Source organism: Butyricimonas sp. DFI.6.44 (assembly GCF_022132345.1).
GTDB lineage: Bacteria > Bacteroidota > Bacteroidia > Bacteroidales > Marinifilaceae > Butyricimonas > Butyricimonas muris.
Genome location: NZ_JAKNJD010000016.1, coordinates 1 through 25,113, shown reverse-complemented (window position 1 = coordinate 25,113; position 25,113 = coordinate 1). Strand labels below are relative to the sequence as shown.

The following is a 25,113-nucleotide window of genomic DNA, read 5'->3' as shown; positions in this document are numbered from 1 at the left end:
ATGGAGAGATTAGAGAAAATAAATAACGATTTTGCCACCCTTTTCCGGGAGGGACAACAGTTACTCCGGGAGGGATGCGGCGAGGTGATGAACCGTCACCGGGAGGAAGCGTTCGGGCGTTTCGTGGCGCTGGGCGGTGTCCCGTACAAGACGGAAGATTACCTGTACGCGGATACGTTGCCTGTTTTCGACCGGGATTACAAGGTGGTATTGAAACATATCAAGCAGGGTGTTGATTTGAACGAGTTGTTCAAGTGCCATGTGCCGAATCTGGAAACTAATCTGATGCTGACCATCAACGGGTGGTTCGTGCAGGAAAACCGTGTTCCCGGGATTCCGGAAGGGGTAATCATTTGCAGTCTTGCCGAGGCGAGCGTGAAGTACAAGGAGATTTTCGAGCAACACTATGACCAATACACGCGTCCGGCTGACTCGGACGGGTTGGTGGCGCTGAACACGGCTTTTGCGCAGGACGGCGTGTTCGTGTACGTGCCCGATAACGTGGTGATGGAGCGTCCGTTGCAAATAGTGAATCTGATGCGGGCTAATGCGGATTTGATGTCTTTCCAGAGAAATATGGTGGTGCTGGGACGTAACGCGAAAGCGATGATTCTGGTATGTGACCATACCTTGTCGGATGATGTTTTCCTGTCGAATAATGCCACGGAGGTGGTCGTCGGTGAGAATGCCGCATTTGAATACTATCACGTGCAGAATCAACATATAGAGGCGTCGCAGATTAACAGCGTGTTTGTTTGCCAGAAGCGGAACTCGCGTTATGATGCCAACGTGATCTCGCTTTACGGCGGGTTCATTCGTAATAATTTGTACGCCGCCTTGAGCGAGGAGGGGTGCGAGTGTAACCTGTATGGGATGTACTTGTCTGACAAGAAACAACAGGTGGATAATTTCACCTTTATCGACCACATCGCCCCGCGTTGCACGAGTAACCAGCATTTCAAGGGCGTGTTGGACGACGCGGCTCTGGCGAATTTTGCCGGACGGATTACCGTGCGACCGGATGCCCAGAAGACAGAGGCTTTTCAGGCGAATAATAACTTGTTGCTGACTGACACGGCACAGGTGAACACGAAGCCGCAACTGGTGATTGATGCCGATGACGTGAAATGCAGTCACGGGGCTACCGTGGGACAGATCGACGAGGAGGCTATGTTTTACTTGCGTAGCCGGGGTATCGGTGAGGCGGAAGCCCGCTTGATGATGATGTTCGGTTTCGCGCATGAGATTGTCGGACGGGTGAAACTGGAACCTCTGCGGGAGGAGATTGACAATCTGGTGGATAAACGTTTAAGAGGAGAATTAACGAAGTGCCACAATTGTGTGATGCACTGTAAGCAATAAATTATGTTCGATGTAAGTCAAGTCAGGAAGGATTTTCCGATACTGGAGGAAAAAATCTATGATAAACCGCTGGTGTATCTGGATAACGGGGCAACCACGCAACGTCCGCTGACCGTGATCGATAAGATGACGGAATATTACCTGCGTTATAACTCTAACGTGCATCGCGGGGTACATTACCTGAGTAATAAATGTACGGACGCGAACGAGGAGGCACGGGAAATCGTGCGGAAGTTTATCAACGCCGCGTTCACCGAGGAGATTATCTTTACCCGGGGAACCACGGAGAGTATCAATCTCGTGGCGCACTCTTTCGGTGAGGCATTTATCAACGAGGGGGACGAGATTATCGTGACGGAGATGGAGCATCACGCGAATATCGTTCCGTGGCAGATGTTGTGCGACCGCAAGAAAGCGGTGTTGAAGGTGGTGCCTTTCAATGACAAGGGTGAGTTGGACATGGAGGTGTTCGGGAAGTTGTTGAACGAGCGGGTGAAACTGGTTGGCGTGGCTTACGTGTCGAATGTACTGGGAACGGTGAATCCCGTGAAGCAGATTATAGATGCCGCCCACGCCCGCGGGGCATACGTTTTGGTGGACGGGGCGCAGGCTATTCAACATATTCCGGTGGACGTGCAAGGATTGGATTGTGATTTCTTCGCGTTCTCCGGTCATAAGATTTACGGTCCCACGGGGATTGGTGTGTTGTACGGGAAGAAAAGCCTGTTGGAACAGATGCCGCCGTGGCAGGGGGGGGGCGAGATGATCAAGGAAGTGCGTTTCGAGAAAACGACTTACAACGAGTTGCCCTTCAAGTTCGAGGCGGGGACACCCGATTTTATCGGGGTGATTGGCTTGGGCGAGGCGTTGGAATACGTGAACCGGATTGGCTTGGACGGGATAGCCCGTTACGAGCACGAGTTGTTGGGGTACGCGATGGAGCAGATTCGCCGGATTCCCGGTATCATCCTTTACGGGGAAGCGGCGGAAAAGTCTTCCGTGATTTCTTTCGGGATAGAGGGGATTCACCCGTTTGACCTCGGGACGCTGTTGGATAAAATGGGTATTGCCGTGCGGACGGGACAGCTTTGTGCCGAGCCGGTGATGCAACATTATGGGGTAACCGCGATGGCTCGCGCATCGATAGCCATGTACAATACCCGGGAGGAAATAGATGTGTTCTGTGCCGGGTTGAAGAAAATAGAACAGATTTTCAAAATGTAAAGACAATGACGATAGAAGAGATTCAGAATCAAATCGTGGAAGAGTTTTCCATGTATGACGATTGGATGGATAAATACGCTTACCTGATCGAGATCGGGAATGGTTTGGAGGCTATGGACGAGGCGCACAAGACGGACGACAACTTGATAAAAGGGTGTCAGTCGCGGGTGTGGTTCTATGCCGGACTGAAAGACGGTAAATTATACTTTGAGGCTGACAGTGATGCGATTATCACGAAAGGGATTGCCGGGTTGTTGATTCGGGTGTTTTCCGGGCAGACGCCTCACGACATCGTGAACGCTAATCTGGATTTTATTGACAAGATTGGATTAACTCAGCATTTGTCGCCCACGCGGTCGAACGGGTTGTTGTCTATGATAAAGCAAATCAAGTATTACGCCTTGGCTTACGAGGCAAAATGATGTGATATGGGAAAAAGTTTAATGGAAGATTTGGTGATAGAGAAGTTGTCAACGGTGTACGATCCGGAGGTGCCGGTGAATATATGGGAGTTGGGGCTTGTCTACGGTATCGAGTTCCCGAAGCAGAACGAAGTGATTGTCACAATGACGCTTACAGCTCCGGGATGTCCCATTGCCGATCAGATCGTGCAGGAAGTACACGACGTGGTATTGACGCTTGACGGGATTGACGAGGTTACCGTTAATCTGACTTTTGAACCGGCTTGGACTCCCGATCGGATGAGCGAGGTGGCGAAGTTGGAATTGGGATTCGGGATTTGAGTTCATAAGGTTTGTAAGGTTTATAAAGTTCATAAAGTTAGTAGACCTTATAGGACCTTTTGAACCTTATAACTTTATAAACCTTATGAACCTTATAAACTGTTTAGAGGAAGCCCGGCTCTTAGGGTTTGATGCTTGCGGGGTGGCTCCGGTCGATACGCTGACTCGGGAGAAAGAGGTTTTGCTTCGTTGGATAGAGAAAGGGTTTCATGCGGGAATGGGATACATGGCGAAGAATATAGAGAAGCGGGAGAATCCCGCTTTACTTGTTGAAGGAGCCCGTTCCGTGATTGTAACATTGACTAATTATTATACCCCCCGGCGTCAGGAGAAGGATGTACCTGTCATCGCCCGTTACGCTTACGGGAAAGATTATCATATCGTGCTGAAAGAACGGTTGTTCCGGTTGCTTTCTGTTTTAAAGGAGAAGACCGGACGTGATATTCGGGGCAGGGTGTTTGTCGATTCCGCCCCGGTGTTCGAGCACGAGTGGGCACGGCGGGCGGGGTTAGGTTGGATAGGACGCAATACTTTGTTGGTGAATCCCCGGTTGGGCTCGTATTGCTTTATAGGGGTGATTATATCCGATTTCGAACCTTCCGGCTATTCTCTTCCGGAAGAGCGGGATTTTTGCGGGACGTGCAACCGTTGCGTGGAGGCTTGTCCCACGGGAGCTTTGTCTTCGCGCGAAGTGAATGCCAACCTTTGTATTTCTTATAACACGATTGAGCGTAAAGATGAAATTCCGCTGGAAATCAAAGAAAAGATGGGACAGCGCTTTTTCGGGTGTGATGCTTGTCAAGAAGTATGCCCGTGGAACGGGAAGGCGGTGATGCACCGCGTGAAAGAATTTTTGCCTGACGAGTGGTTGATGCACATGAGCCGTGAAGATTGGCTTGAATTGGACGAGGAAACTTTCAAAAGCCGTTTCAAAGATTCCCCGCTCTCCCGTCCCGGTCTGGAACAGATAAAGCGGAATCTACCGCAACCGCCGTTGCTGTAACTGTGGTTGCGATACGATATAGTTCGGGCTTGTGTATATATATTACTGATATGATAACTCGAATGAATACAGGATTCCCGATTGAATGTTCCCGCAAATCTTTTATTATTTCCTTTTTTTACTACATTTGTACAATATTGGATTACGTGTGTTATGAATATGGATAGATTGAATAAAAATAGTGAAGGGGTAAATAATCGGATGTCATCGGAAAAAGAATTCGAAGAGGCTTTCCGTTATTATTACCGTCCTTTGTTTTTATTTGCGTACGGTTACGTGATGAGTGAAGAAGAGGCGGAGAATATTGTTCAATCCGTCTTTGCCGGGATGTGGGAGAACCGGAAGCGATTGCCGGAGAACTTGAATTTGAAAGCCTATCTTTATTCTTCCGTGAAACATGCCTGTTTACGTTATTTCAGACGGCTCCGCCTTTTGGACGAGTACAAAAAGCGACAAGCGGAGGCTTTGGTACTTTCTTTCGCTGATGATGATGTGGAAGATGACAAAGAATTAGTTGCTCTGGTACAACAGGCTTTGTCAAAACTTTCCGAGCAACAGCGTAAGATTGTGGAGTTGCACGTGATGGAAGGCAAAAAATACTTGGAAATCGCCGAGCAATTAGCGTTGTCCGAGAACACCGTGCGTACTCATTTGAAACGGGCGTATAAAATTTTGCGGGAAAATCTTTCCTGCCTTTTTCTGGATATTTTTATTTAAGAACTATGGAACAAGAAAATGCTAACCAAGTAGGACCAATGAAGGTTATATTCGCTTATAACGACGTGTTTTTCAGTTTCTTCTATGATGACGAGAGCGGTTGTATCCATCGTTCGCACGAGTATGCGATGAATTATGTCTATTCGGGCGAGATGATTCTTGATAATGGTAAAGAACAGATTCGTGTCGGAAAAGGCGAATGCGTGTTCATCCCCCGTGACCACCATATTACAATGTATAAAAAGACGTGTGACGGCGAACGTTATTGCGGTATCTTTTTGAATTTTAAAAGGAATTTCCTGCGGGAGATGTACGGTAAGTTAGACCATTACAAACTTCCTGCCTCTACGTCCAAGTTGGATGCCGGCGTAATCAAGCTGCCTAAAACCGCGGAAATCGCGAGTCTTTTCGCCTCGATGACGCCCTATTTCGACCCGGAGGTAAAGCCGAAAGATGATTTTATGAACCTGAAGTTGCAGGAAGGGTTGCTCGCTCTATTACATATTGACGAACGGTTTGCACCGATGCTTTTCGATTTCAACGAGCCGTGGAAGATTGATATTCTGGACTTCATGAGCAAGAATTATATGTACGAGTTCACGTTGGACGAATTGGCGCACTACACGGGAAGAAGCCTTGCCACGTTCAAGCGTGATTTCAAGAAGATAAGCGACCTCACACCGGAAAAATGGTTGATTCGCAAACGTCTTGAGATAGCTTACGCCAAGATGAAAGAGGGTGGGAGAAAGGTTGCGGATGTTTACGCTGAGGTCGGGTTCAAGAACCCGTCGCATTTTTCTACGGCGTTCAAGAAGCAGTACGGGGTACCGCCGACTGCCGTTTTCGCTTGATTTCACGGGAAGATAAATTGAGCTTTTGAGAAATAATCTTTGAGCCTCACAGCAATTATGCCGTGGGGCTTTTGCTTTACCTTTGCGTTATAAGATAAAACAATTAAAACCATAAATGATATGAAAAAATCAATTAGACAACTATCCGCGGCTTTAATCGTGTGCTTTTGCACCGTGGGAAGCTTATTTGCAACAAACAATAATTTAAATACTAATACCATGGAGAACGAAAACTTGAATTTAACTCAAGAGTGGGACAAAGTGTTTCCTAAAAGTGACAAGGTGAATCACAGTAAAGTGACTTTCCGCAATCGTTACGGCATCACGCTTGCCGCCGATATGTATATACCCAAAAATGCCGTTGGGAAATTACCCGCTATTGCAGTAAGCGGTCCCTTCGGTGCCGTGAAGGAACAGTCGTCAGGACTTTATGCCCAGACGATGGCAGAGCGCGGTTTTCTGACTATTGCCTTTGACCCCTCGTACACGGGCGAGAGCGGTGGGGAACCTCGTTATGTTGCCTCTCCCGATATCAACACGGAGGATTTCTGTGCGGCGGTAGATTTTCTCTCTACGCGTGATGACGTGGATCCCGAACGTATCGGAATTATCGGTATCTGCGGATGGGGCGGAATGGCAATTAACGCGGCTGCCATCGACACCCGGATCAAAGCGACCGTTACTTCTACAATGTACGATATGAGCCGGGTGAATGCCAATGGTTATTTTGACTCGATGGATGCCGAGCAACGTTACGAACTCCGCAAACAGCTCAACGCCCAGCGTACAATTGACGCGAAGAACGGTTCATACGATCTCGGCGGTGGAGTGGTGGATCCGCTGCCTGACGATGCCCCTTGGTTCGTGAAAGATTACCACAATTACTACAAGACGGAACGCGGCTATCACAAGCGTTCCCTTAATTCAAACGGCGGTTGGAACAAGACATCGGCTCTTTCGTTTATCAATATGCCTCTACTTGCATATAGCGATGAAATCCGTAGTGCTGTTCTGGTAATCCACGGGGAGAAAGCACACTCCCGTTATTTCAGCGAGGATGCATTCAAGAAACTGAAGGGTGACAACAAGGAACTGATGATTATCCCCGGGGCCTCTCACGTGGATCTTTACGACAATCGTGCAGGAGTGATACCCTACGATAAAATCGAACAGTTTTTCAGGGAAAATCTCAAATAAGGAATTGTCAGTTGGAGAACTGAAAAATGCAGTGGCGCCTTTCACGAGGCGCCACTGTTTATTCTGTTATAGCGCAAGAAATAGAAGAATACATCAAATCCCGTTTGTTGAATAAAAAAATCGAAAAAAAATCATTTTCGTGTCACCCAAAATTGAAGTTCATGTCTTTTAGGGGAAATTTGAGGAAAAGATATGAATCAGGAACAGATAGATTGGACTTTAATCCGGAAGCGAGTGGACGGTTGCCTGACCGATGAGGAGCGGGAGCGCTTGGAGCGTTGGATAGCGGGGGACGAGCAACGGCGGCGTTTCGTGGAACACGCTTGTCTGTATTATGAACGGGAGTTGCCCGTGGTCGATGAAGCTCGGGTGTCAAGAGCGTGGCAACGTTTCTCTCGTGAACGCAAGGAGAAACGGAGGAAGCGGATACTCTCTTTGTGTGCGTGGAGTGCGGCGGCCGTGATTCTTTTGGTCGCCGGGACTTGGTTCTGGGCATCGAATACCCGTGAAATTTCGAGCGGAAAACCTATTTCGGCAATTGCTTTCGGGAATAACAGTGTCCGATTGGTTATTTCGGACGGAACGCGAATTGATTTAACTACCCAAGAGCCGGGGCAGACTATTATAGATAAAGGTGTGAACGTGCATCTGAAAAAAGAGTCGCTTTCTTACGAGAATAACCCCGTCGTGGAAGATACGCTTTATCACACGGTGGAAGTTCCCCGGGGCGGAGAATACCACCTCACGTTGAGCGATGGTTCACGGGTATGGTTGAATGCCGAGAGTCGTTTGACCTATCCCATGGTGTTCGGGGCGTCTGAACGTCGGGTGCGTTTAGAGGGAGAAGCCTATTTTGAGGTGGAACCCGGGAAAGGACGTTTCGTGGTGGAAACGGGCGACATGAACGTGCGGGTCCTTGGTACGGCGTTTAACGTGAATGCCTACGGCGATGAGGTTGCCATACGAACTACTTTGGTTCACGGAAAGGTGGAAGTATTAACAACGAAGGATGATTTGCAGCGTATATTGATTCCCGGGGAGCAGGCTATACTTGACCGGGCAAGTGGGCAATTGGATGTGGAACAGGTGAGCACGGACCTTTATACCCGATGGATAAAGGGACAATTCGTCTTTCGGGATACTCCTTTGCGGGATATCATGCGAACGTTGGCACGTTGGTACGAGATGGAGTATGAATTTACCGATTCGGAATTGGAATCACTGTGTTTCTATGGTGTAATCAGTCGCTTTGAGCGAGTGGAGAGTTTGTTGGAACAATTTGAAAAAACGGGAAAAGTACATTTTGAATATAAAGGGAATAAGGTTGTGGTAAAAAAATAAGGGATGCTGGAAACATCCCTCGGGTTTAATCAAAACGGACTGCTGGAAACAGTCCATAATATTAACGTCATTACAAATGTATGAAAAAAAAGTTTAATGCGTGCTATTGCCGAAGGCAATGGCTAAAAAAAATGTTACGAGTGATGAAAATAGGATTTTTCCTCTTGGTGTTAAGTTTGACATCAGTGCATGCGACCACATTTTCTCAACAGAAAGTGAGTTTGGATGTGAAGAATGGAACTCTTCTGCACGTTCTGGATTTGTTGCAGGAACAATCGGGATATACCTTTTTGTTTTCCAGTGAGGATGTGAAAAATGTGACAAATCTTTCCATTAAAGTGGAAAACGAAGATTTATTCAATGTATTGAAACAATGCTTGCAGGGGACATGTTTAAGTTTTGAGGTCAATGAGAAATTGGTGGTTTTGCGGCGACTTGTGTCAAAAATGGATGAACCGGAGAAAAAATCAATCCGGCTTAAGGGATTCGTGTATGACACGAAGAAGCAACCGATGCCGGGTGTGACAGTCAGATTGATAGGGACTTCCGTGGGTACGGCAACCGATGCTAATGGGCGGTTTTCCGTGGTATTACCGGTAGAAAAGGGACAGTTGGAATTCTCTTTTGTCGGTTTCCGTAGCCAAATTGTGCATTTTTCAGAAAAGATGGAAGTCGACACTTTAAGGATAACGATGCATGAGGACGTGCAAGCGATTGATGAAGTGGTGGTGACGGGTTACGGTGACGTGAGCCGGAAAAACTATACCGGGGCAGCGACAACGGTACGGGCGGCGGATATTTTAATGCCGGGAGTCTCCTCTATCGATCAGATGTTACAAGGTGTCGTTCCCGGTATGTTAGTATGGAACACGACAGGACAGGTGGGGGCAACACCCAAGATTCGAGTTCGGGGGACTTCGACTTTATTAGGAAGCCAAGAGCCGGTTTGGGTGGTAGATGGTGTCGTGCAGCGGGATCCACAACCTTTTAATTCTGATGAAAATTTGAAATTCTCTACGGATGCCGATGATATTAAGGAATTGGCGGGAAATGCTATTTCATGGTTGAATCCTTATGATATTGAAACAATTACTGTATTGAAGGATGCTTCAGCAACAGCCATTTACGGTTCTAAGGCGGCGAATGGGGTAATCGTGGTAACCACGAAGAAAGCTACTGCCGGGAAAGTGGCGGTGAATTATTCAGGAGATTTCACCATCGGTCAACGTCCCCGTTACGGGTTGTATGACTTGATGAACTCGGAAGAACATATGCGGCTTCAAAAAGAAATATACGAGGAACGTCGTAAATATCCTTCAGCCTCATTCATGTTACCCATAGGCTATTACGGGTTGCAGCAAAAATTATTACAACGGGAAATCACATTGGAGGAAATGGATCTGGAATACCGGAAATTAGCACGGACAAACACGAATTGGTTTGATATTTTGTTTCGTAATTCATTCAGCCATACTCATTCATTGGGAATCAGTGGCGGTTCGGAGAAAGTACAAAATCGGACATCTTTCGGATTCACACAGCAAAAAGGAGAGGCAAAAGGGAATGATGTAACGAATTTTACAGTGTCTTCAAACACGACAGTGCAACTTTGGGAGCGGGTGACGGTGAATATGTTGTTGAACGGGAGTATCCGGGAGGTGGATGGTTTTGCTTACGGGGTAGATCCTTTTACTTATGCTTATAATACTTCTCGTGCAATTCCTGCTTATCATGAAGACGGCTCTTTGTATTATCATGATAAACAAGGTCAATTGAGTAATGTAATATCAGGGAAGACCACGTATAATTATAATATATTGAATGAGTTGGCAAACACGGGGAGTGAGAACACGACCCGGACGTGGGGAACGATTTTTGATTTGAAATGGGAAATCTTACCCGGTTTGGAGTATCAGGGATTGTTTTCTTACGCTTCTTCATCAGCAAACTCAGAACAGTATGCGGGCGAACGTTCTTTCTATATCACCAGTATCCGGGGATACGAGTATGGAACAGTGAAAACTACCGACAGTGGGTATCGCTCCACGCCTCTACCTGTAGGAGGGGTGTTATCAACCGATATGACAAACACAAGAACCGTTACCGTGCGGAATAGTTTGGTGTATGACCGTTTGTTTCGGGAAAAACATCGGGTGACTTTGCAAGTGGGAATCGAAACAAATTCCGTGAAAACGAAAGGAGAAACAAACTTGCGTTACGGGTATTTGCCGGAACGGGGTGAAACTTTTGCAACGCCTCCGATTTCCTATAAGGTTATATTTACAGAATATGATAACACGGATATCGTCAATGGCACACATACTATTGTTAATCGGATCGAGAATGAATTGAGCGAGTTTGCCACGGGGGTGTATACCTATGACGATCGTTACGTGGCGAATTTTAGCGTACGAGCAGATGCTTCCAACCGTTTTGGGCAAGATAAAAATAAGCGTTTTCAACCGACGTGGTCTGCCGGCGTGAAATGGCGTGTGACTCGTGAGGCGTTCTTGAGAAATTCGTGGTGGTTGAATAATTTGGATATTTATGGTTCTTACGGTTATCAAGGAAATGCGGTGACATCGGTTTGTCCCGAGCTGATAGCTACAGATCAATATTACAACCAGTATCAGGCTTTTGGGTTAAAGGTGAAATCATTGCCTTATCCTTCATTGGGCTGGGAAAAGACGAAAACGTGGAATGTGGGAGTGGACGCTTCCTTGCTTGAAGGACGGGTGAATTTCACGTTCAATTATTTCAAAAAGATTAGTGATGTCCTTGCTTCCCGAGAAATCGCTTACGAGAATGGGATGGCGAACGGGATTGTTTTCGGTTCGACGATGAAGAATTACGGTTATGATTTCGTGATTAACGTGGTTCCTGTTCGTACTGAAAAGTTTACATGGCAACTTTCGCTGAATACTTCCGTGACCAAGAATGGCGTGAAGGATAACGAGAGAGTCAACACGTTAGATGATTATTTGAATGGTTCCGCCGTGGTAAACGGGCGTCCATTCTCAACATTTTATTCTTACAAATTTGCCGGATTGGATAAAGAATACGGTACACCGACTTTTGAAAACACGGATTTGGAAAATGGTGGAAGTCCGAAAGATTTCCTCGTGGAGAGTGGAAAATTTACCCCGGATTTCTCCGGTGGTTTGAATACGATGCTCAAATACAAACAATTTTCTTTGTATGCCTTGTTTGCCGTTCAATTTGGCGGGCATGACAGGTTGCCGGATTTTTATGCCTCATCATTATCCACGGGTTCGGGACTTCCGGGACCGGAGAAAAATGTGTCAAGAAAATTGATGAACCGTTGGAGAAATCCGGGTGATGATACGCAAATTCCGGCACTTCCGGGGGGGGAAGGTACAGAATACGTAAGATTACCCGTTACACAGACCTCCACGAGTAGCCTGCAGAATTGTTACGTGATGTATAACAATTCTGATATTCGGGTGGCTAACACGGATTTTATCCGTTGTCGTTCTCTTTCCTTGTCTTATGATTTCACGGGGAAATGGTTGAATAAAATGGGGTTGAGCTACTTGTCGATGAAAGCGAGTATGACGAATCCGTTCATGTGGGTGTCGGATAAAAAATGGGATGGTCTGGATCCAGAAACGGGGAATTGGCCTGCACGGCGTGTTACCTCTTTGTCATTGCAGGTTAGGTTTTAATGATTAACGAATAAATGATGAGATATGAAGTACTTTAGAAATATGATATTAGGGTGGCTTTGTGTATGTTTGATAGGAGCGTGTTCGGATTTCTTGGAGGAAAAGTCGCAGGACGAGGTTTTGGTGAAAACTGCTTCGGATTATAGCGAATTGCTATTGGGATATATGGGGTATTCTGATTGTTGGGGACTACTCTATCTTTTGAGTGATGAAACCCGTTTGGATGATAATCAATATTGGGGTGACGGAAATACGGATGATGCCACGGGAATAAGTTATAGGGATTATTACACTTGGCAACCGGATATGTGGGAAGGGACTAGTTCGAGCGTGACCAATTGTTACAAGGAAATGTATGAACTGATCATGGGTGTCAATGCCGTGTTGGACGGGATTGATGACGCGGAAGGAGATCAAGCGACGAAAGATCGGGTAAAGGCAGAAGCGCTTGGATTGCGGGGTTTTTATTATCATTTTCTGGTGAATGTTTTCGGGGAACCGTATAATTGTAACAGACAGGCTCTTGGAGTTCCCTTGAAATTGACAGCCGCATTGTTGGAAAACGGAATTGCCCGTAATACAGTAGAAAAGGTATATGATCAGATTGTGAAAGATTTGGAACAATCATCCGAGTTGTTTCGTCAATACCCGAAGCAAAGGGGTGATTACCGGATAAACGGTACGGTGGTGGATATTTTATTGTCCCGGGTGTATCTTTATATGGAAAGATGGGATGAGGCAATAGCTGCGGCAAACAGGGCAATCGAAACATCTGAAGGATTAACCGATTACACGAAAATGAATGCCGGAGACGAATTTGTGATGGCATCATACACTCATTCCGAGGTGGAATGGGTGTACGGGAAGGCCAAAATGAGACCGATTTTGTTTGTTCCGTCAGAGAAACTTATGGAGGTTTTAGAGGGGAAGAAGGATTGCCGGAAAACATTTTGGATTAAAAAAGATGAAATATTAAACCAAATACAAATCACGAAGATTGATCGTTATGACTTGACTGAATTGTATAACACGATACGTATTTCCGAGGCTTATTTGAATCGTGCGGAAGCATACGTATTGTCGGAACAGGCAAATAAGAACACTCTTGCGTTGGATGACTTGAATCGTTTGCGTCACCACCGCATCATAGGGTATACTGATGTGTCGATTGTCGATGAGGAGGATTTGTTGAATGCGATTCGAGAGGAACGTTATGCGGAGTTGTGTTTCGAAGGACACCGTTGGTTTGACTTGCGCCGTTACGGAATGCCTTCCATTACCCATGATTATAAAATAAGAAAGAACGCACCATGGGAAACTTACACCCTGCGGGAAAAGGATCCGCTTTATACCTTGCCAATTCCGACATCGATGTTTACGAATAACATACAGTTGGAACAGAATGCTTCTGCCAATGAGCTGCGACGGGTGGGAATAATCAAGTGAAACCTGTAATTAATTGACGATAATGAAAAAGATAACGATATATTTAACTGCGCTTTGCTTGTTATGCTGCATGGCGTGTTCCGAGGACAAAGAGATCGGGAAAGTCGCCCCTTTGACCATGGCTTATGAGTTACCCCAGGGAAAATCCACGGCAGATGATCGTATCGTGGAATTGTACAATCAGTACGGGATGTTTATCGTGTACGACTATAAAAATAGGGATTTTATTTATGATAACCCGTTAGAAAGTTATACTTATGAATTGCCGGATCCCCTATACGTGCAGGACATGATGGATTTGTTGGAGGATATTTGGTTCGGATTTTATTCTGAAAAACTTCATCAGAAGACCTTGTCTTATCAGATATTCCTGGCAAAAGAGTTAATGAATTATGATGATCAAAGCGTGTTTGTGGTTTTTGGGAACTTTTCGATGGCGTTTGGGCGTTGTTCTGATGAAATCCGAAATATGACACCGGGGGAGAAATTGGCCTTAAAAAACGAGTTACAGTCCACCCTTTGGTGGAGGAGATGGATTTACGGTAAAGTGATCGAGGTTCCGGAAGCGTTTTACGAGGTGAGCAATTACGACATCAAAACAACCAACAGGGACGAATCGGCGGAAAATTATTACAAGGCAGAAGGTTTTATCAGTTATATCGACGGGCTGACGTTTAAAAATGAAGATATTGAAGCGTTCATAAAGGGTATGGTCACGTGGACATCGGAGAGATGGGCGGAAGAATTTAAATGGCCGCTTGTGAAAAAGAAATATGATATATTGCGTGATTATTATCTGAAAAATTATGACATCGATCTAAAGAAAGTAGGCGATGCGGTTTACGAATGAAAAACGGATTGTAATATAAGTAGTGTGTCTTAACCACGGGTGTCCGGGTGAGTACCCCCGGACACACACTCTTCGGATTGTGGGGAAAATCGTGTGAATTAAATTAAAATAATTTCTTGGCAAACAAGTGATTTCGTGCGTGTTCTATACAATATGTATAGGTCATTTTTTGCCCGGGGTGAATATTGTATGTTTAAAAATAAAAAAGAATTTTATGGAAGAGGCAATTGTAAAAGTCGAACATCTGTCCCACCGTTATAGTGTTCAGTGGGCGATCCGGGATATCAATTTCGAGATCACGAAAAATGGGATATACGGGTTGTTAGGCTCTAATGGTGCGGGTAAATCCACGACGATGAATATCATGTGTGGCGTGCTTAAACAAACAGAGGGAAGTATTTATATCAAGGGAATCAATATGCGGGAACACCCGATTGAGGCGAAGCGCCATATCGGGTTCTTACCCCAGCACCCGCCTTTGCACGGGGATCTGACCGTGGAGGAGTATCTAAAGTTTTGCAGTTCATTGCGTGACATTCCGGATAACAAGGTTAAAGAAGCCGTGGGCAAGGCGATGGAGCGTTGCGGGATTACTCATTTCCGGAAACGGCTGATACGGAATTTATCTGGGGGATACCAGCAACGGGTGGGTATCGCCCAAGCGATTATTCATGAGCCGGCGTTTGTGGTATTGGACGAACCGACTAACGGATTGGACCCCAACCAGATTATTGAAGTTCGCCATTTGATAAAGGAAATTGCGCAAGAACGTACGGTGGTTTTGTCCACCCACATCTTGTCGGAAGTGCAGGCGACTTGTGATTATATCCGTATGATAGAACAAGGAAAATTGGTATTTGCCGGTACGGTAAGTGAATTCGATAATTATATAGTTCCGAGTACGGTAGTGGTATCATTAATTGCCCACCCGACCGTGGAGGAATTGCAAACCGTTCCGGATGTGCTCAAGGTGGAAGAGTTAGGTGGAACGAATTACCGTCTTCATTTCCCGGATGCGCAGGATGCCTTGGAAAAGGTGGCGGAAATAAGTGCCGCTCGTGGCTGGCGGTTGAACGGTCTCTCTTTAGAGAAAAGTTCGTTGGATGCCATTTTTGCGGAATTGTCAAAGAAGTAGTGTAATTTAGAAAATAGAAATACAGATGAAAAAGATATATAAAATAGCGCAGGCGGAATTGCAAATGTTGTTCTATTCGCCGGTGGCATGGTTGATTCTCGTGGTTTTTGCTTTTCAAGCTGCGATGGCCTTTATGGGACCTGCCACGAATTATGTTATAAACCAGCAATTCGGATTAAGGGAATCAGGATTAACCTACACGCTTTTAGCTGGTAATTACGGAGTTTTGTCAACCATGCAGGGGTATTTATATTTTTATATTCCCTTGTTGACCATGGGATTGTTGAGCCGGGAAATCGGGAGTGGTTCTATCAAGTTATTGTATTCCTCACCCGTGAGCAATTGGCAGATTATCCTAGGTAAATACCTGTCGATGATGATATACGGTTTGGCGTTAATGTCTGTTTTGCTGGTGATTGCTGTGTTCGGGGCTTGCACTATAAAGGATTTTGACTTCCCCGCTGTGTTGACGGGAATATTGGGACTCTATCTTTTACTTTGTGCTTACACGGCGGTCGGGCTTTTCATGTCGAGTTTAACCTCTTATCAAGTAGTAGTTGCTGTGCTGACATTATTAATGTTGGGGGTGTTGAATTACGTGAGAAACTGGTGGCAGGGTATCGAGTTTGTTCGAGACATCACGTATTGGTTGTCTATCTCCGGCAGGGCGGATACCTTTATCGGTGGGTTGATTTGTAGCGAGGATGTTCTTTATTTCATTATCGTGTCGGCGTTGTTTTTGAGTTGGACGGTAATTCGCTTACAAGCGAACCGGCAAAAAAGCTCGTGGATGACGACATGGAGTAAGTACGTGGGAGTTTTATTTTTGGTCTCATTCTTGGGTTTCTTGTCCTCTCGTCCGATTTTGATGAGGTACTATGATGCTACTGCCACGAAAATGAACACGTTGACTCCGAATAGTCAGGAAATCATCTCGAAACTGGAAGGAGGTTTAACTATTACGACTTATGCGAATGCGCTCGATATGGAAAATTCATGGCTGGGAAGACCTGAAAGCGTGAAGTACAATGAACAGGTGTTTCGCCAGTACCTGCGTTTCAAGCCGGAAATCAAGATGAAATATATTTATTATTATGACACGGTTTATAGCCCGAGGTTAGATCAAATGTACCCCAGTTTGAACACGAGAGAACGTTTGATAAAAATTTCTGAGATGCTTGACTTGGATTCAAACTTGTATATTACCCCGGAAAAGATTCGGGCACAAATTGATTTGAGGCCGGAAGGGAATAAATTTGTTCGCTTGTTGGAACGGGAAAACGGAGAAAAAACATTCTTGCGGGTATTCAATGATATGTATCGCGAGCCCGGTGAGACAGAAATCACGGCAGCATTGAAACGTCTTGTCATGAAATTGCCTAAGGTCGGTTTCTTGACGGGACACGGGGAACGGGATATTAATCAAGTCGGCGATCGGGGATATAATTTTGCATGGTTTAAATCAGCTCGTTATGCTTTGATAAACCAAGGGTTTGACATTGCGGAAGTGAACTTGGACAGAGAGATTTCGGCGGACATCGATATTTTGGTTGTTGCGGAGGTAAGGCATGAAATGGATGACACGCAAAAGGAAAATTTGGAAAAATATATTGCCCGCGGCGGGAATTTATTCATCTTGAGCGAACCGAAACGGGAGGAATACATGGGGCCGCTCTTGGCAAAATTCGGAGTTCAAATGGTTCCCGGGGAATTGGTGCAAGTTGCCGAAAACTATTTGCCTAATCTGGTATTGTCTTACGCGACAAAAGATGCCCAAGAAATGATATATCATTTCAAGCCTCAAAGAGGGAGAATGATAATCACGACTCCCGGAGTGGCGGGTTTGGAATATCAAGAGGATAAAGGATACAAGGTAATCCCGTTATTCATGACGGATTCCTTGACGTGGAACGAGTTGGAAACAACAGATTTTGTGGATGATACCGTTCGTGTGAATAGCGAAATAGGTGAAGTGCAGAAATGTTACGTGACTGCTTTGGCCTTGACTCGTGAGGTTGGAGATAAGGAACAGAAAATCATGATATTCGGGGATGCCGATTGTATTAGTAATGTAGAGTTGAGTACGAACCGGGTGAATGTCAGTAACCGGAATTTCTCGATTATCATGGGTGGTTTCTACTGGTTATCGGATAAAGAGGTACCGATAGATGTACGTCGTCCTGCCTTGACGGATGATTTCATAAATTTGGGTAAAGAAAGCCTGTCCGTGTGGAAAATCATTCTGGTATGGGTATTGCCCGGGTTGTTAGTTGTGATGTCTCTTCTCCTTTGGATTCGTCGCCGGGGAAGATAATTAATTTATGTTTTGTTCTTGGCGATTCCTAAATTAGGAATTGCCAAGAACAAAACATTTAAAATTAGCGAGATGAGTTTTAAAATAGATAAACAGACTTTAAATGACCTGGCAATTTTCGGTACGGGAAGAAGTCAATCCATTTACGAGATATTTAATCGAACACGCACTCGTGGCGGGGGACGCTTGTTGGAAGAGATGTTCCAGTATCCCCTTTCAACCCTCGAAGAAATAAATTCCCGAGGAGAGATTATCGGTCACTACATGAAGAACGGGGATGAATTTCCCTTCCCGGGATCCATTTTCGATGCGATCGAGTTTTACCTCGACAACACGGACTCTCGTAGCCAGTTGAAACGGGAGGACAACACGCTGGGGCGCAGGGTGAAGGACATGATGGGAACGGACACGGAATATATGTGGATTCATAACGGGATCGTGGGGTGCTTGGAAATGTTAAACACACTAGAGGGATTCCTCGAAACTTCTCCAGCCAGCGAGAATAAAAACATGGCAGGTTTCGCTAAGGAATTGTGTGTCTTGCTGAGAAATGACCGTTGGCAGTGGTTCCGGCAGGAAAAAGGCAAGAAAAAAGTGTCCCGGGAGCGGGCGGTCGAGTACGACCGTGTTTTCCGGTTCGAGGAGCGGGATAAATTGCGTAAATTACTTTACCATATCTACCAGCTTGACGTGTACATGACGGTAGCGGCGATTTCGCGGGAGCGGGGTTTTGTGCGGGCGAAAGTACTTTCTCCGGGAAAAAACGTGTTGAAATTGAAGGGACTCTTCCATCCCTTTTTGGAGCACCCCGTGGGTAATGACATCGAGGTGGACAAGGATAGTAACCTACTCTTCCTGACGGGAGCGAACATGGCGGGCAAATCGACTTTCATGAAGTCATTCGCGATCTCTCTATTCTTGGCTCACGTGGGATTTCCCGTGCCGGCTAGAGAGATGGAGTTTTCCGTTCGCGGGGGAATGTTCACGACCATAAATCTGCCGGATAACCTGAACATGGGATACAGCCATTTCTATGCCGAGGTGTTGCGCTTGAAACGGGTAGCACAAGAGGTGCGGCAAACCCCGAACCTGGTGATTATATTCGACGAGTTGTTCCGCGGGACAAACGTGAAAGACGCTTACGACGCTACGCTGGCGGTGTCGGAAGCCTTCTCGGAAATCAGGAATTGTGCGTTCATGATCTCGACGCATATTATCGAAGTGGGCGAGGTCTTGAAAGAACGTTGCTCGAACATCAAGTTTATTTACCTGCCGACCATCATGGAAGGCAATAAACCGGTTTACACCTATCGCCTGGCATCAGGAATCACGAACGATCGCCACGGGATGATCATCATTAATAACGAGAGAATCATAGAAATCATAGAAGGGAAAGGAGGTAATTCATGAGTTTTGAAACAGACAAGCAAACACTTGACGACTTGAATATTCTCGGGAAGTACAAGAACAATTCGATTTATAGCTTGTTCGGGGGGATAGCCACCCGAGGGGGCGAGCGCTTGCTGGAAGAGATGTTTCTTCATCCGTTAACGGACACGGGGGAGATCAACCGGCGGGTGGCGACTTTCCGGTATTTTAAAGAACATGCCTTCGTGTTTCCCGGTGAGGCGAAAGCTTGTGACTTGGTGGAGCAGTATCTCGGGAGTGCTAGCGGTAAATATTGGACGGTGAATTATTTCCGCTTGTTGCGATTAAAGGGTGCAGAGATCATTGCCCATGACCGACGTTACGAGGCTTGGCGTGAGCAGGTGACGGTGACTGTTGCCTTTTTTGCCGCCACCCGTGTCTTTCTTGGGGAAGTGGCGGCAGGTATGGCGGGGCACCCTCTCGAGGGGCGGGTGAAGCAGGGATTGGAATTGCTGGAGTCTCCTGGGGCGGTTCGAGTGCTCTCGTGCCCGACGGGAGAGGTAGGGATAGGTGAAATATTGTTGCGGGATCGTTACTTCTGTCACACCCGTCTGTTAGCCTTCCGGGAATTGTTGCTCCTGCTCCACGAGTTGGATGTTTGCATCGTGGTGGGACGGATAGCGCGGGAACGTGAATTTTGCTTTCCCGTGGCTCGTGAAGGTGATGCGCTCTCGATAAGCGTTAAAGGTTTACATCACCCGGCTCTTCCGGGAGCCATTTCCAACGACATGGAAATCACGAGGACACGTAACATCTTTTTTCTCACGGGGGCTAACATGGCGGGTAAATCGACGTTGATGAAATCTTTCGGTATTGCGGTCTATCTGGCTCACATGGGGTTCCCCGTGGCGGCCAGAAGCATGGAATTCTCCGTGCAGGACGGCATCTATACATCGATCAATGTTCCAGATAACATAAACTTGGGATACAGTCATTTTTACGCGGAAGTGCTCCGGGTGAAGAAGGTGGCCGAAGAGGTAAGCAAGTCCAAAAGGTTAGTGGTGATTTTTGATGAATTGTTCAAGGGAACGAACGTGAAGGATGCTTATGACGCCACGTTGGCAGTCACTGCCGCTTTGGCGAAGCGTCGCCTTTGCTCTTTTCTGGTGTCGACGCATATTATAGAAGTTGGAGAAGAACTGGAAAAAAGGTGTGACAACGTGACGTTTGCCTACCTGCCTACCGTGATGCGGGGGAACGTGCCAACGTACACTTATCGTTTGGAATCGGGAATTACCGGGGATAAACACGGTATGATTATCATCAATAACGAACGAATTGTTGAGATTATTCGGGGGCAAGTGGATTGATTTGGTGCGTGCTTTTCTATAAATTATCTCGATATAGTTTGAGATAGGGCGGTGCTACTTGTAGTGCCGTCTTTTTAATGAAAATGGTAACCTGTCGGGAGGATTGTTTCTCGGGACATAATACTGGAAAATTATGGAACAGAAACAAAATAATTTGGAGATGGAAAATAGCCTCCCGGCAGGTACTGCCGTCGTGGTAAGTGATCGTTATAGAAACGATCGATTTTTCGTGTGGTACAATGACGCGTACCGGATTGTCTTGTGCTCCAATATCGCTTGGTTGCAAGCGGATCGTGATTATTGTTACCTTCATTTCAAGAATGGTACTAAAATGCTCGTGGTTCACCCGTTGAAGGACGTGTTGGCGATGCTTTCCCCGGAAGATTTCGTTCGGGTTCACCGGAGTTATGCCGTTTGTTTGGACCTCGTGGACCGATTGGTCGGGAATACGATTTACATCGGCAAACAAGATTTCCCGGTGAGCCCCGCTTACAGGGAAGATTTACACTCCCGTTTCCGTTTTTTAGGAAAAGTGAAAGGATTGCATAAATCTAAACTCGTGAAAAATAATAAATAAACATGTATAACCCGTCCCGAGAGGCAACCTCCCGGGCAGATTCGTGGTGGTTGAAATCTACAAGGCCTCGATTTCCTCCGCGGATAACCCGGTTGCTTGGGTAATGGTTTCAAGGGACATACCGAGTGATTTCAAGTTACGGGCTACTTTTAATTCGCCTTCCTTGATACCTTCTTTTAGCCCTTTCTCGAGTCCTTTCTCAATTCCTTGTTTGAGTCCCTCTTCTCGCCCCTCTTCTCTACCTCGTCGTTCTGCACCATAGATTAATGTTTTTTCAGTACTGATGATATCCCAAAACTTCTCGTAGCCGAGGAGTTGCGCGGGAGTGAAGGCTGCTTCCTCGATAGCCTTAACCGCTTTGTTCACTTCCGGGTTGGATAACAAATCTTCGGGTACGGAAACGGTATGCTCGTCAATCTCCGTGAGGTATCGTAACCAAAGAGCTTGCATTTTCTTCTCGGTATAAGTGTGTGGTGTGAACTTGGGTAATTCCACGAACACGAGTTGCAGCCCATCGATCACTTTCTTGGAATCCTTGTCATGCACGAGCTTGTAATGATGATAGTATTCTTTCATTTCCGGCTCGAAAATATCGTTGACGAGGTTGAGGGAGTAAACGGGTTGTAGCAAATGATAATTTTCTCCGTTTCCAATCTGTCGCACGTAGGCTTTCGAGGCGTTGAATAACACCCTGTACTTGAATTCCGGTGACCATATCATTTGCATCTCGACGATGAATTGCCTGCCCAATTTATCTTTGCAGCGCACGTCAACGATGCTGTTTTTTTTCAATGGATTATCGGGAACCATTTCTGCCGGCAGGTATTCTATGTGCATGATCTCTTCCCCGGGGGCAAGAGGTAGTAGTGCGTTAAGTAGGCTCATCACGAGGTCAGGGTGTTCCCCGAACACTCGCTTAAATGTCAAGTCGGCTTTGGGATTCAAGTATCTCATGTTTTCTTGTTTGTTTGTTGTTTGACCATCACAAAATTAGTCATTAAAATTGAATTACGCAAAGATACGTCGTTTGTACCTGCCGTTAATTGTTTTCCGGTGGGCGTCTTGTTCTCCCGAGCTCGAATAATAAACTTGCGCTCGGCTATACGGCGTGTTACTTTTGGGATGTAATTAAAAAAAACAAAGTTATGAGATTATTGACAGACATCCCCGGGGAGCAGGCGTGTTTCCCGTTGAGAAGGGGAAGAAAACGGGGAGGGAAGAGGAAGAGAACGGGCTACAACTCCAGAGATACTCCCGAGAACCATTTGACTAACACCGGACATGACTATCGTGATACGATTCTTGTCGTGATTGAGTGTCCTTGGCGAATCTTTATTATATCTCCATTTCCTCTTGTACGCGGGGGAAATAGGACGAGAAACGTGGATTGTTCATTTAAAAACGTGGCGTGATGGCAGAAGTAAGCAGTATTTTTAAGATCAGGGGACGAATCGGTAACACGATTTTTGTCGGGCGTAACGGGAAATGTTACGCTCGGGCAGTGGCGACAAAGGTGACAAACCCGAATACGCCGAAGCAACAAATGGTGCGTGCCAGGTTTCGGGTGGCACTTCGTTTTTACCAGCGATTGAAGGATACCCCGCTGGGGGAGATTTGGAGATTGTCGGGGAAGAGGGCAAAACTCACGGGCTATACTTTGTTCATGAGGGAGAATTTGAATATGTTCGACCACGAGGGCAGGATAGTTGATTTTGACGGGTTACGCTTGGCGGTGGGAAACCGTTGTGACGCTCGCGATATTGAGGCTTCTCTTGATGATTCCGGGCAAGTGACGCTACGGTGGGGAGATGATGACGAGGACCTTTATCTAGGGGAGAATGATCGCTTGATGGTGGCCTTGCTTTACGGGGATCGGTTGTTCTCGCCGGAGGTGGTGGATGATTTGAAAGCCGTGAGGCGTGATGGAACGGTGACCTTCCGGTTGTTGCGAAGCAAAGACGTGGAGGTTCATTTGTATTGCTTTTTCGTGTCCCCCGGGGGTGAGTATGTTTCGGATTCGCAACACTTGAAGGTATGAGTCCGGTGAAAGGTATTGTCGGTGCGGTCAGCGAATTGGTTGACCGGCTGACGCTTCCGGCGAGGGAGAAGAAACAACTGGAGACGGATTTATTGAAAGTTTTTGTCGAGTGGGAGCAACGGGTGATGGAAGCCCGAACGGAGGTGCTGACGGAAGAGGCCCGGGGTAATTGGTTGCAACGTTCGTGGCGACCGTTGGTGATGTTGACTTTCGCCTTGATTGTGCTCGTGGGGACATTTACGAGTTTGCCGATTCTTGCCGATACCTCCCGGTTCTGGGATTTGCTGGAGGTGGGGATAGGCGGGTACGTGATGGGGAGAAGTGGGGAGAAAATCTTACAAGTCTTCGCGCGGAAACGACGTTTTTAATTTTAGATTTTAGATTTATGAATTCATTTTCAATTTTCAATTCTCAATTTTCAATCGTGAACCATCGTTTGGTGGATGGTGAGGTGGTGCATTTGGTTTGTTCGAAGAATACCAGACCGCTAAAAAATCCGGATACTATCGTGTTACATTACACGGCTGGCAGGAGTGCCGAATCGTCATCGTTCTACCTTACTCGTCCGGATGTGGGTACATCCGCTCATGTCGTGATTGGGCGGGACGGGAAGGTGTTTCAACTGGTGTCGTTTAATGTCGAGGCGTGGCATGCCGGTAGGAGTTTTTACCGGGGACGTGCGGAGTTCAATCATTTCTCGATTGGAATCGAGCTTGATAATCTCGGGAAGTTGCGTTGGGACGGGAAACGGTTTGTGGCAGAGTGTGGCGCGGAGGTAGCGGCATCAGATGTTTACGCGGACGATTCGGGTGGGAATATCTCTTATTGGCACAAGTACACGGATAGGCAAATACGAGTGTTGCGTGATGTGTGTCGGGTGTTGGTGTCGGAATACCCTATTAGGCATATTCTGCGTCATTCGGATATTACTCCCCGTAAGATTGATCCGGGACCGGCGCTACCTGAAATTACGTTGTACTAAAAAAAATGCATCCGAGGTACTCGGATCCATACCGGGGATGCAAAGTTCATTTTCAATTATTCATTTTCAATTGTATTATTATGGCAGAATTTAATTCTTATTTGTTAGGTAAAGCGAAAAAATCAGTGGGTAACATCACATTGTGTTACACGAGAAGAAAGAATATCGCGAAAGCGAAAATTTTTTCAAGAAAAGATAATCCGACACCGGAGATGTTAGCTCAACGGGCAAGGATGAAAGCGTTGGTGCAGTTGTCTCGAAATCTTTTGCCCGTTATCCGAAAAGGATTCGTGGGAATTGGTAACGGTTCTACATCGAATGCTTTTGTGGCACGGAATATGAAAGCGGTAGAGGTGAATGAACAGAACGTGGCAACCGTTAATTTCGATCAATTGTTGGTAGCATCCGGAATATTGAACCCGCCGAAGGTGACGGTAACGTATGACGAGGAAAACAATAAATATCAGTTCTCGCAAGTGGAGCAAGCGGAAGAGGATGGTTACGCGTTTGTCGATGACCAAGTGTATGCCGTGTTGTACGAAACGGAGCGAGGCAGATCGAGATTGGTGGAGTTGAGAACTCGTGGCGAGAGCGGTAGCACAAGTTATGCCCTTCCCGAAGAATGGGATAATACGAAAGTGAAAGTGTATTGTTTTGCCATGTTGAAGAGGGGAAAGGAAGTGTCGGATAGCAAGTTGATAGCGTGAAGTTGATTAGTCTATAAAGTCCGTTGACTTTATGACTTTAGGGACTTTCAGACTTTATGGACGAGAGGGAGTGTCGAAATACTCCCTCTCGTGTGTTACTTCGTTTTTTTATTTAGCTCATGTGTCATGTAGTTTTCTGAAAGGTTCTGTTTTCTAGTGTCTTGTAAAAAAGTTAAAAAAAAGAGGGTAAAAAATTTGGAAA

At 46.2% G+C, this 25,113-nt stretch carries 23 protein-coding genes; 22 read left to right on the top strand and 1 reads right to left on the bottom strand.

Going from position 1 to position 25,113, the window contains the following annotated elements; translation table 11 throughout:
- From sufD to L0M98_RS19405, 17 genes are all read left to right on the top strand, one after another.
- Positions 1-1,362: a Fe-S cluster assembly protein SufD gene (gene sufD / locus L0M98_RS19485; protein WP_227217400.1), complete on the top strand. Its 1,362-nt coding sequence runs from the start codon at positions 1-3 to the stop codon at positions 1,360-1,362.
- Positions 1,363-1,365: 3 nt separating this feature from the next.
- Positions 1,366-2,586 carry a cysteine desulfurase gene (locus tag L0M98_RS19480; RefSeq protein ID WP_099290430.1) on the top strand — a complete coding sequence of 407 codons (1,221 nt, stop codon included), beginning with the start codon at positions 1,366-1,368 and terminating at the stop codon, positions 2,584-2,586.
- Between the two features lie 5 nt (positions 2,587-2,591).
- Positions 2,592-3,008 carry a SufE family protein gene (locus L0M98_RS19475; RefSeq protein WP_227217401.1) on the top strand — a complete coding sequence of 139 codons (417 nt, stop codon included), beginning with the start codon at positions 2,592-2,594 and terminating at the stop codon, positions 3,006-3,008.
- Between the two features lie 6 nt (positions 3,009-3,014).
- Entirely contained in the window at positions 3,015-3,329 is a 315-nt protein-coding gene (locus L0M98_RS19470) for a metal-sulfur cluster assembly factor (protein ID WP_099290428.1), read from the top strand.
- An 85-nt stretch (positions 3,330-3,414) separates the two neighbouring features.
- Positions 3,415-4,332 (top strand): tRNA epoxyqueuosine(34) reductase QueG, encoded by a 918-nt coding sequence (gene queG / locus L0M98_RS19465; RefSeq protein ID WP_227217402.1) that lies wholly within the window; start codon positions 3,415-3,417, stop codon positions 4,330-4,332.
- Between the two features lie 153 nt (positions 4,333-4,485).
- Positions 4,486-5,049, top strand: coding sequence for an RNA polymerase sigma-70 factor (locus tag L0M98_RS19460; protein ID WP_186978595.1), 564 nt, complete (start codon positions 4,486-4,488; stop codon positions 5,047-5,049).
- 38 nt (positions 5,050-5,087) lie between these two features.
- Positions 5,088-5,900: an AraC family transcriptional regulator gene (locus tag L0M98_RS19455; RefSeq protein WP_370645684.1), complete on the top strand. Its 813-nt coding sequence runs from the start codon at positions 5,088-5,090 to the stop codon at positions 5,898-5,900.
- 120 nt (positions 5,901-6,020) lie between these two features.
- Positions 6,021-7,097, top strand: coding sequence for an alpha/beta hydrolase (locus tag L0M98_RS19450; RefSeq protein ID WP_227217404.1), 1,077 nt, complete (start codon positions 6,021-6,023; stop codon positions 7,095-7,097).
- 192 nt (positions 7,098-7,289) lie between these two features.
- Positions 7,290-8,438: a FecR family protein gene (locus tag L0M98_RS19445; protein WP_227217405.1), complete on the top strand. Its 1,149-nt coding sequence runs from the start codon at positions 7,290-7,292 to the stop codon at positions 8,436-8,438.
- 143 nt (positions 8,439-8,581) lie between these two features.
- The gene (locus L0M98_RS19440; RefSeq protein WP_227217406.1) at positions 8,582-12,124 is read left to right on the top strand and encodes a SusC/RagA family TonB-linked outer membrane protein; all 3,543 of its coding nucleotides are present in this window, start codon (positions 8,582-8,584) and stop codon (positions 12,122-12,124) included.
- Positions 12,125-12,148: 24 nt separating this feature from the next.
- On the top strand, positions 12,149-13,570 hold the full coding sequence (locus tag L0M98_RS19435; protein ID WP_227217407.1) for a RagB/SusD family nutrient uptake outer membrane protein: 1,422 nt from the start codon (positions 12,149-12,151) through the stop codon (positions 13,568-13,570).
- Between the two features lie 22 nt (positions 13,571-13,592).
- Positions 13,593-14,420: a hypothetical protein gene (locus tag L0M98_RS19430; protein ID WP_227217408.1), complete on the top strand. Its 828-nt coding sequence runs from the start codon at positions 13,593-13,595 to the stop codon at positions 14,418-14,420.
- A 214-nt stretch (positions 14,421-14,634) separates the two neighbouring features.
- A complete protein-coding gene (locus tag L0M98_RS19425; RefSeq protein WP_186978589.1) occupies positions 14,635-15,555 on the top strand; it encodes an ABC transporter ATP-binding protein in 921 nt (306 codons plus the stop codon).
- Between the two features lie 25 nt (positions 15,556-15,580).
- Positions 15,581-17,869: a Gldg family protein gene (locus tag L0M98_RS19420; RefSeq protein ID WP_227217409.1), complete on the top strand. Its 2,289-nt coding sequence runs from the start codon at positions 15,581-15,583 to the stop codon at positions 17,867-17,869.
- A 72-nt stretch (positions 17,870-17,941) separates the two neighbouring features.
- Positions 17,942-19,279 (top strand): MutS-related protein, encoded by a 1,338-nt coding sequence (locus L0M98_RS19415; RefSeq protein ID WP_227217410.1) that lies wholly within the window; start codon positions 17,942-17,944, stop codon positions 19,277-19,279.
- Positions 19,276-20,607 carry a MutS-related protein gene (locus L0M98_RS19410; protein WP_186978586.1) on the top strand — a complete coding sequence of 444 codons (1,332 nt, stop codon included), beginning with the start codon at positions 19,276-19,278 and terminating at the stop codon, positions 20,605-20,607. Before L0M98_RS19415 ends, L0M98_RS19410 begins: the two co-directional genes overlap by 4 nt.
- A 133-nt stretch (positions 20,608-20,740) precedes the next feature.
- On the top strand, positions 20,741-21,184 hold the full coding sequence (locus L0M98_RS19405; protein WP_227217411.1) for a LytR/AlgR family response regulator transcription factor: 444 nt from the start codon (positions 20,741-20,743) through the stop codon (positions 21,182-21,184).
- 57 nt (positions 21,185-21,241) lie between these two features.
- Here the strand turns inward: L0M98_RS19405 and L0M98_RS19400 are convergent, their stop codons facing one another.
- Positions 21,242-22,138, bottom strand: coding sequence for an Rpn family recombination-promoting nuclease/putative transposase (locus L0M98_RS19400; RefSeq protein WP_227217412.1), 897 nt, complete (start codon positions 22,136-22,138; stop codon positions 21,242-21,244).
- A 191-nt stretch (positions 22,139-22,329) separates the two neighbouring features.
- Between L0M98_RS19400 and L0M98_RS19395 the strand changes: the two genes are divergently transcribed.
- From L0M98_RS19395 to L0M98_RS19375, 5 genes are all read left to right on the top strand, one after another.
- A complete protein-coding gene (locus L0M98_RS19395) occupies positions 22,330-22,596 on the top strand; it encodes a hypothetical protein (RefSeq protein WP_227217413.1) in 267 nt (88 codons plus the stop codon).
- Positions 22,596-23,222, top strand: coding sequence for a DUF6266 family protein (locus tag L0M98_RS19390; RefSeq protein ID WP_227217414.1), 627 nt, complete (start codon positions 22,596-22,598; stop codon positions 23,220-23,222). The genes L0M98_RS19395 and L0M98_RS19390 overlap by 1 nt, the downstream gene beginning before the upstream one ends.
- Positions 23,219-23,590: a 3TM-type holin gene (locus L0M98_RS19385; protein ID WP_227217415.1), complete on the top strand. Its 372-nt coding sequence runs from the start codon at positions 23,219-23,221 to the stop codon at positions 23,588-23,590. The genes L0M98_RS19390 and L0M98_RS19385 overlap by 4 nt, the downstream gene beginning before the upstream one ends.
- Positions 23,591-23,607: 17 nt before the next feature.
- Complete coding sequence (locus L0M98_RS19380; protein WP_227217416.1) at positions 23,608-24,204, top strand: N-acetylmuramoyl-L-alanine amidase; 597 nt, start codon at positions 23,608-23,610, stop codon at positions 24,202-24,204.
- Between the two features lie 80 nt (positions 24,205-24,284).
- Positions 24,285-24,911, top strand: a complete 627-nt coding sequence (locus L0M98_RS19375; protein WP_186978580.1) for a DUF6266 family protein — start codon at positions 24,285-24,287, stop codon at positions 24,909-24,911.
- Positions 24,912-25,113 lie beyond the last annotated feature (202 nt).

Bases quoted from the DNA above. Each gene is read 5' to 3' on its own strand.
- sufD (WP_227217400.1), top strand. From the start codon at position 1: ATGGAGAGATTAGAGAAAATAAATAACGATTTTGCCACCCTTTTCCGG.
- L0M98_RS19480 (WP_099290430.1), top strand. From the start codon at position 1,366: ATGTTCGATGTAAGTCAAGTCAGGAAGGATTTTCCGATACTGGAGGAA.
- L0M98_RS19475 (WP_227217401.1), top strand. From the start codon at position 2,592: ATGACGATAGAAGAGATTCAGAATCAAATCGTGGAAGAGTTTTCCATG.
- L0M98_RS19470 (WP_099290428.1), top strand. From the start codon at position 3,015: ATGGGAAAAAGTTTAATGGAAGATTTGGTGATAGAGAAGTTGTCAACG.
- queG (WP_227217402.1), top strand. From the start codon at position 3,415: ATGAACCTTATAAACTGTTTAGAGGAAGCCCGGCTCTTAGGGTTTGAT.
- L0M98_RS19460 (WP_186978595.1), top strand. From the start codon at position 4,486: ATGAATATGGATAGATTGAATAAAAATAGTGAAGGGGTAAATAATCGG.
- L0M98_RS19455 (WP_370645684.1), top strand. From the start codon at position 5,088: ATGAAGGTTATATTCGCTTATAACGACGTGTTTTTCAGTTTCTTCTAT.
- L0M98_RS19450 (WP_227217404.1), top strand. From the start codon at position 6,021: ATGAAAAAATCAATTAGACAACTATCCGCGGCTTTAATCGTGTGCTTT.
- L0M98_RS19445 (WP_227217405.1), top strand. From the start codon at position 7,290: ATGAATCAGGAACAGATAGATTGGACTTTAATCCGGAAGCGAGTGGAC.
- L0M98_RS19440 (WP_227217406.1), top strand. From the start codon at position 8,582: ATGAAAATAGGATTTTTCCTCTTGGTGTTAAGTTTGACATCAGTGCAT.
- L0M98_RS19435 (WP_227217407.1), top strand. From the start codon at position 12,149: ATGAAGTACTTTAGAAATATGATATTAGGGTGGCTTTGTGTATGTTTG.
- L0M98_RS19430 (WP_227217408.1), top strand. From the start codon at position 13,593: ATGAAAAAGATAACGATATATTTAACTGCGCTTTGCTTGTTATGCTGC.
- L0M98_RS19425 (WP_186978589.1), top strand. From the start codon at position 14,635: ATGGAAGAGGCAATTGTAAAAGTCGAACATCTGTCCCACCGTTATAGT.
- L0M98_RS19420 (WP_227217409.1), top strand. From the start codon at position 15,581: ATGAAAAAGATATATAAAATAGCGCAGGCGGAATTGCAAATGTTGTTC.
- L0M98_RS19415 (WP_227217410.1), top strand. From the start codon at position 17,942: ATGAGTTTTAAAATAGATAAACAGACTTTAAATGACCTGGCAATTTTC.
- L0M98_RS19410 (WP_186978586.1), top strand. From the start codon at position 19,276: ATGAGTTTTGAAACAGACAAGCAAACACTTGACGACTTGAATATTCTC.
- L0M98_RS19405 (WP_227217411.1), top strand. From the start codon at position 20,741: ATGGAACAGAAACAAAATAATTTGGAGATGGAAAATAGCCTCCCGGCA.
- L0M98_RS19400 (WP_227217412.1), bottom strand. From the start codon at position 22,138: ATGAGATACTTGAATCCCAAAGCCGACTTGACATTTAAGCGAGTGTTC.
- L0M98_RS19395 (WP_227217413.1), top strand. From the start codon at position 22,330: ATGAGATTATTGACAGACATCCCCGGGGAGCAGGCGTGTTTCCCGTTG.
- L0M98_RS19390 (WP_227217414.1), top strand. From the start codon at position 22,596: ATGGCAGAAGTAAGCAGTATTTTTAAGATCAGGGGACGAATCGGTAAC.
- L0M98_RS19385 (WP_227217415.1), top strand. From the start codon at position 23,219: ATGAGTCCGGTGAAAGGTATTGTCGGTGCGGTCAGCGAATTGGTTGAC.
- L0M98_RS19380 (WP_227217416.1), top strand. From the start codon at position 23,608: ATGAATTCATTTTCAATTTTCAATTCTCAATTTTCAATCGTGAACCAT.
- L0M98_RS19375 (WP_186978580.1), top strand. From the start codon at position 24,285: ATGGCAGAATTTAATTCTTATTTGTTAGGTAAAGCGAAAAAATCAGTG.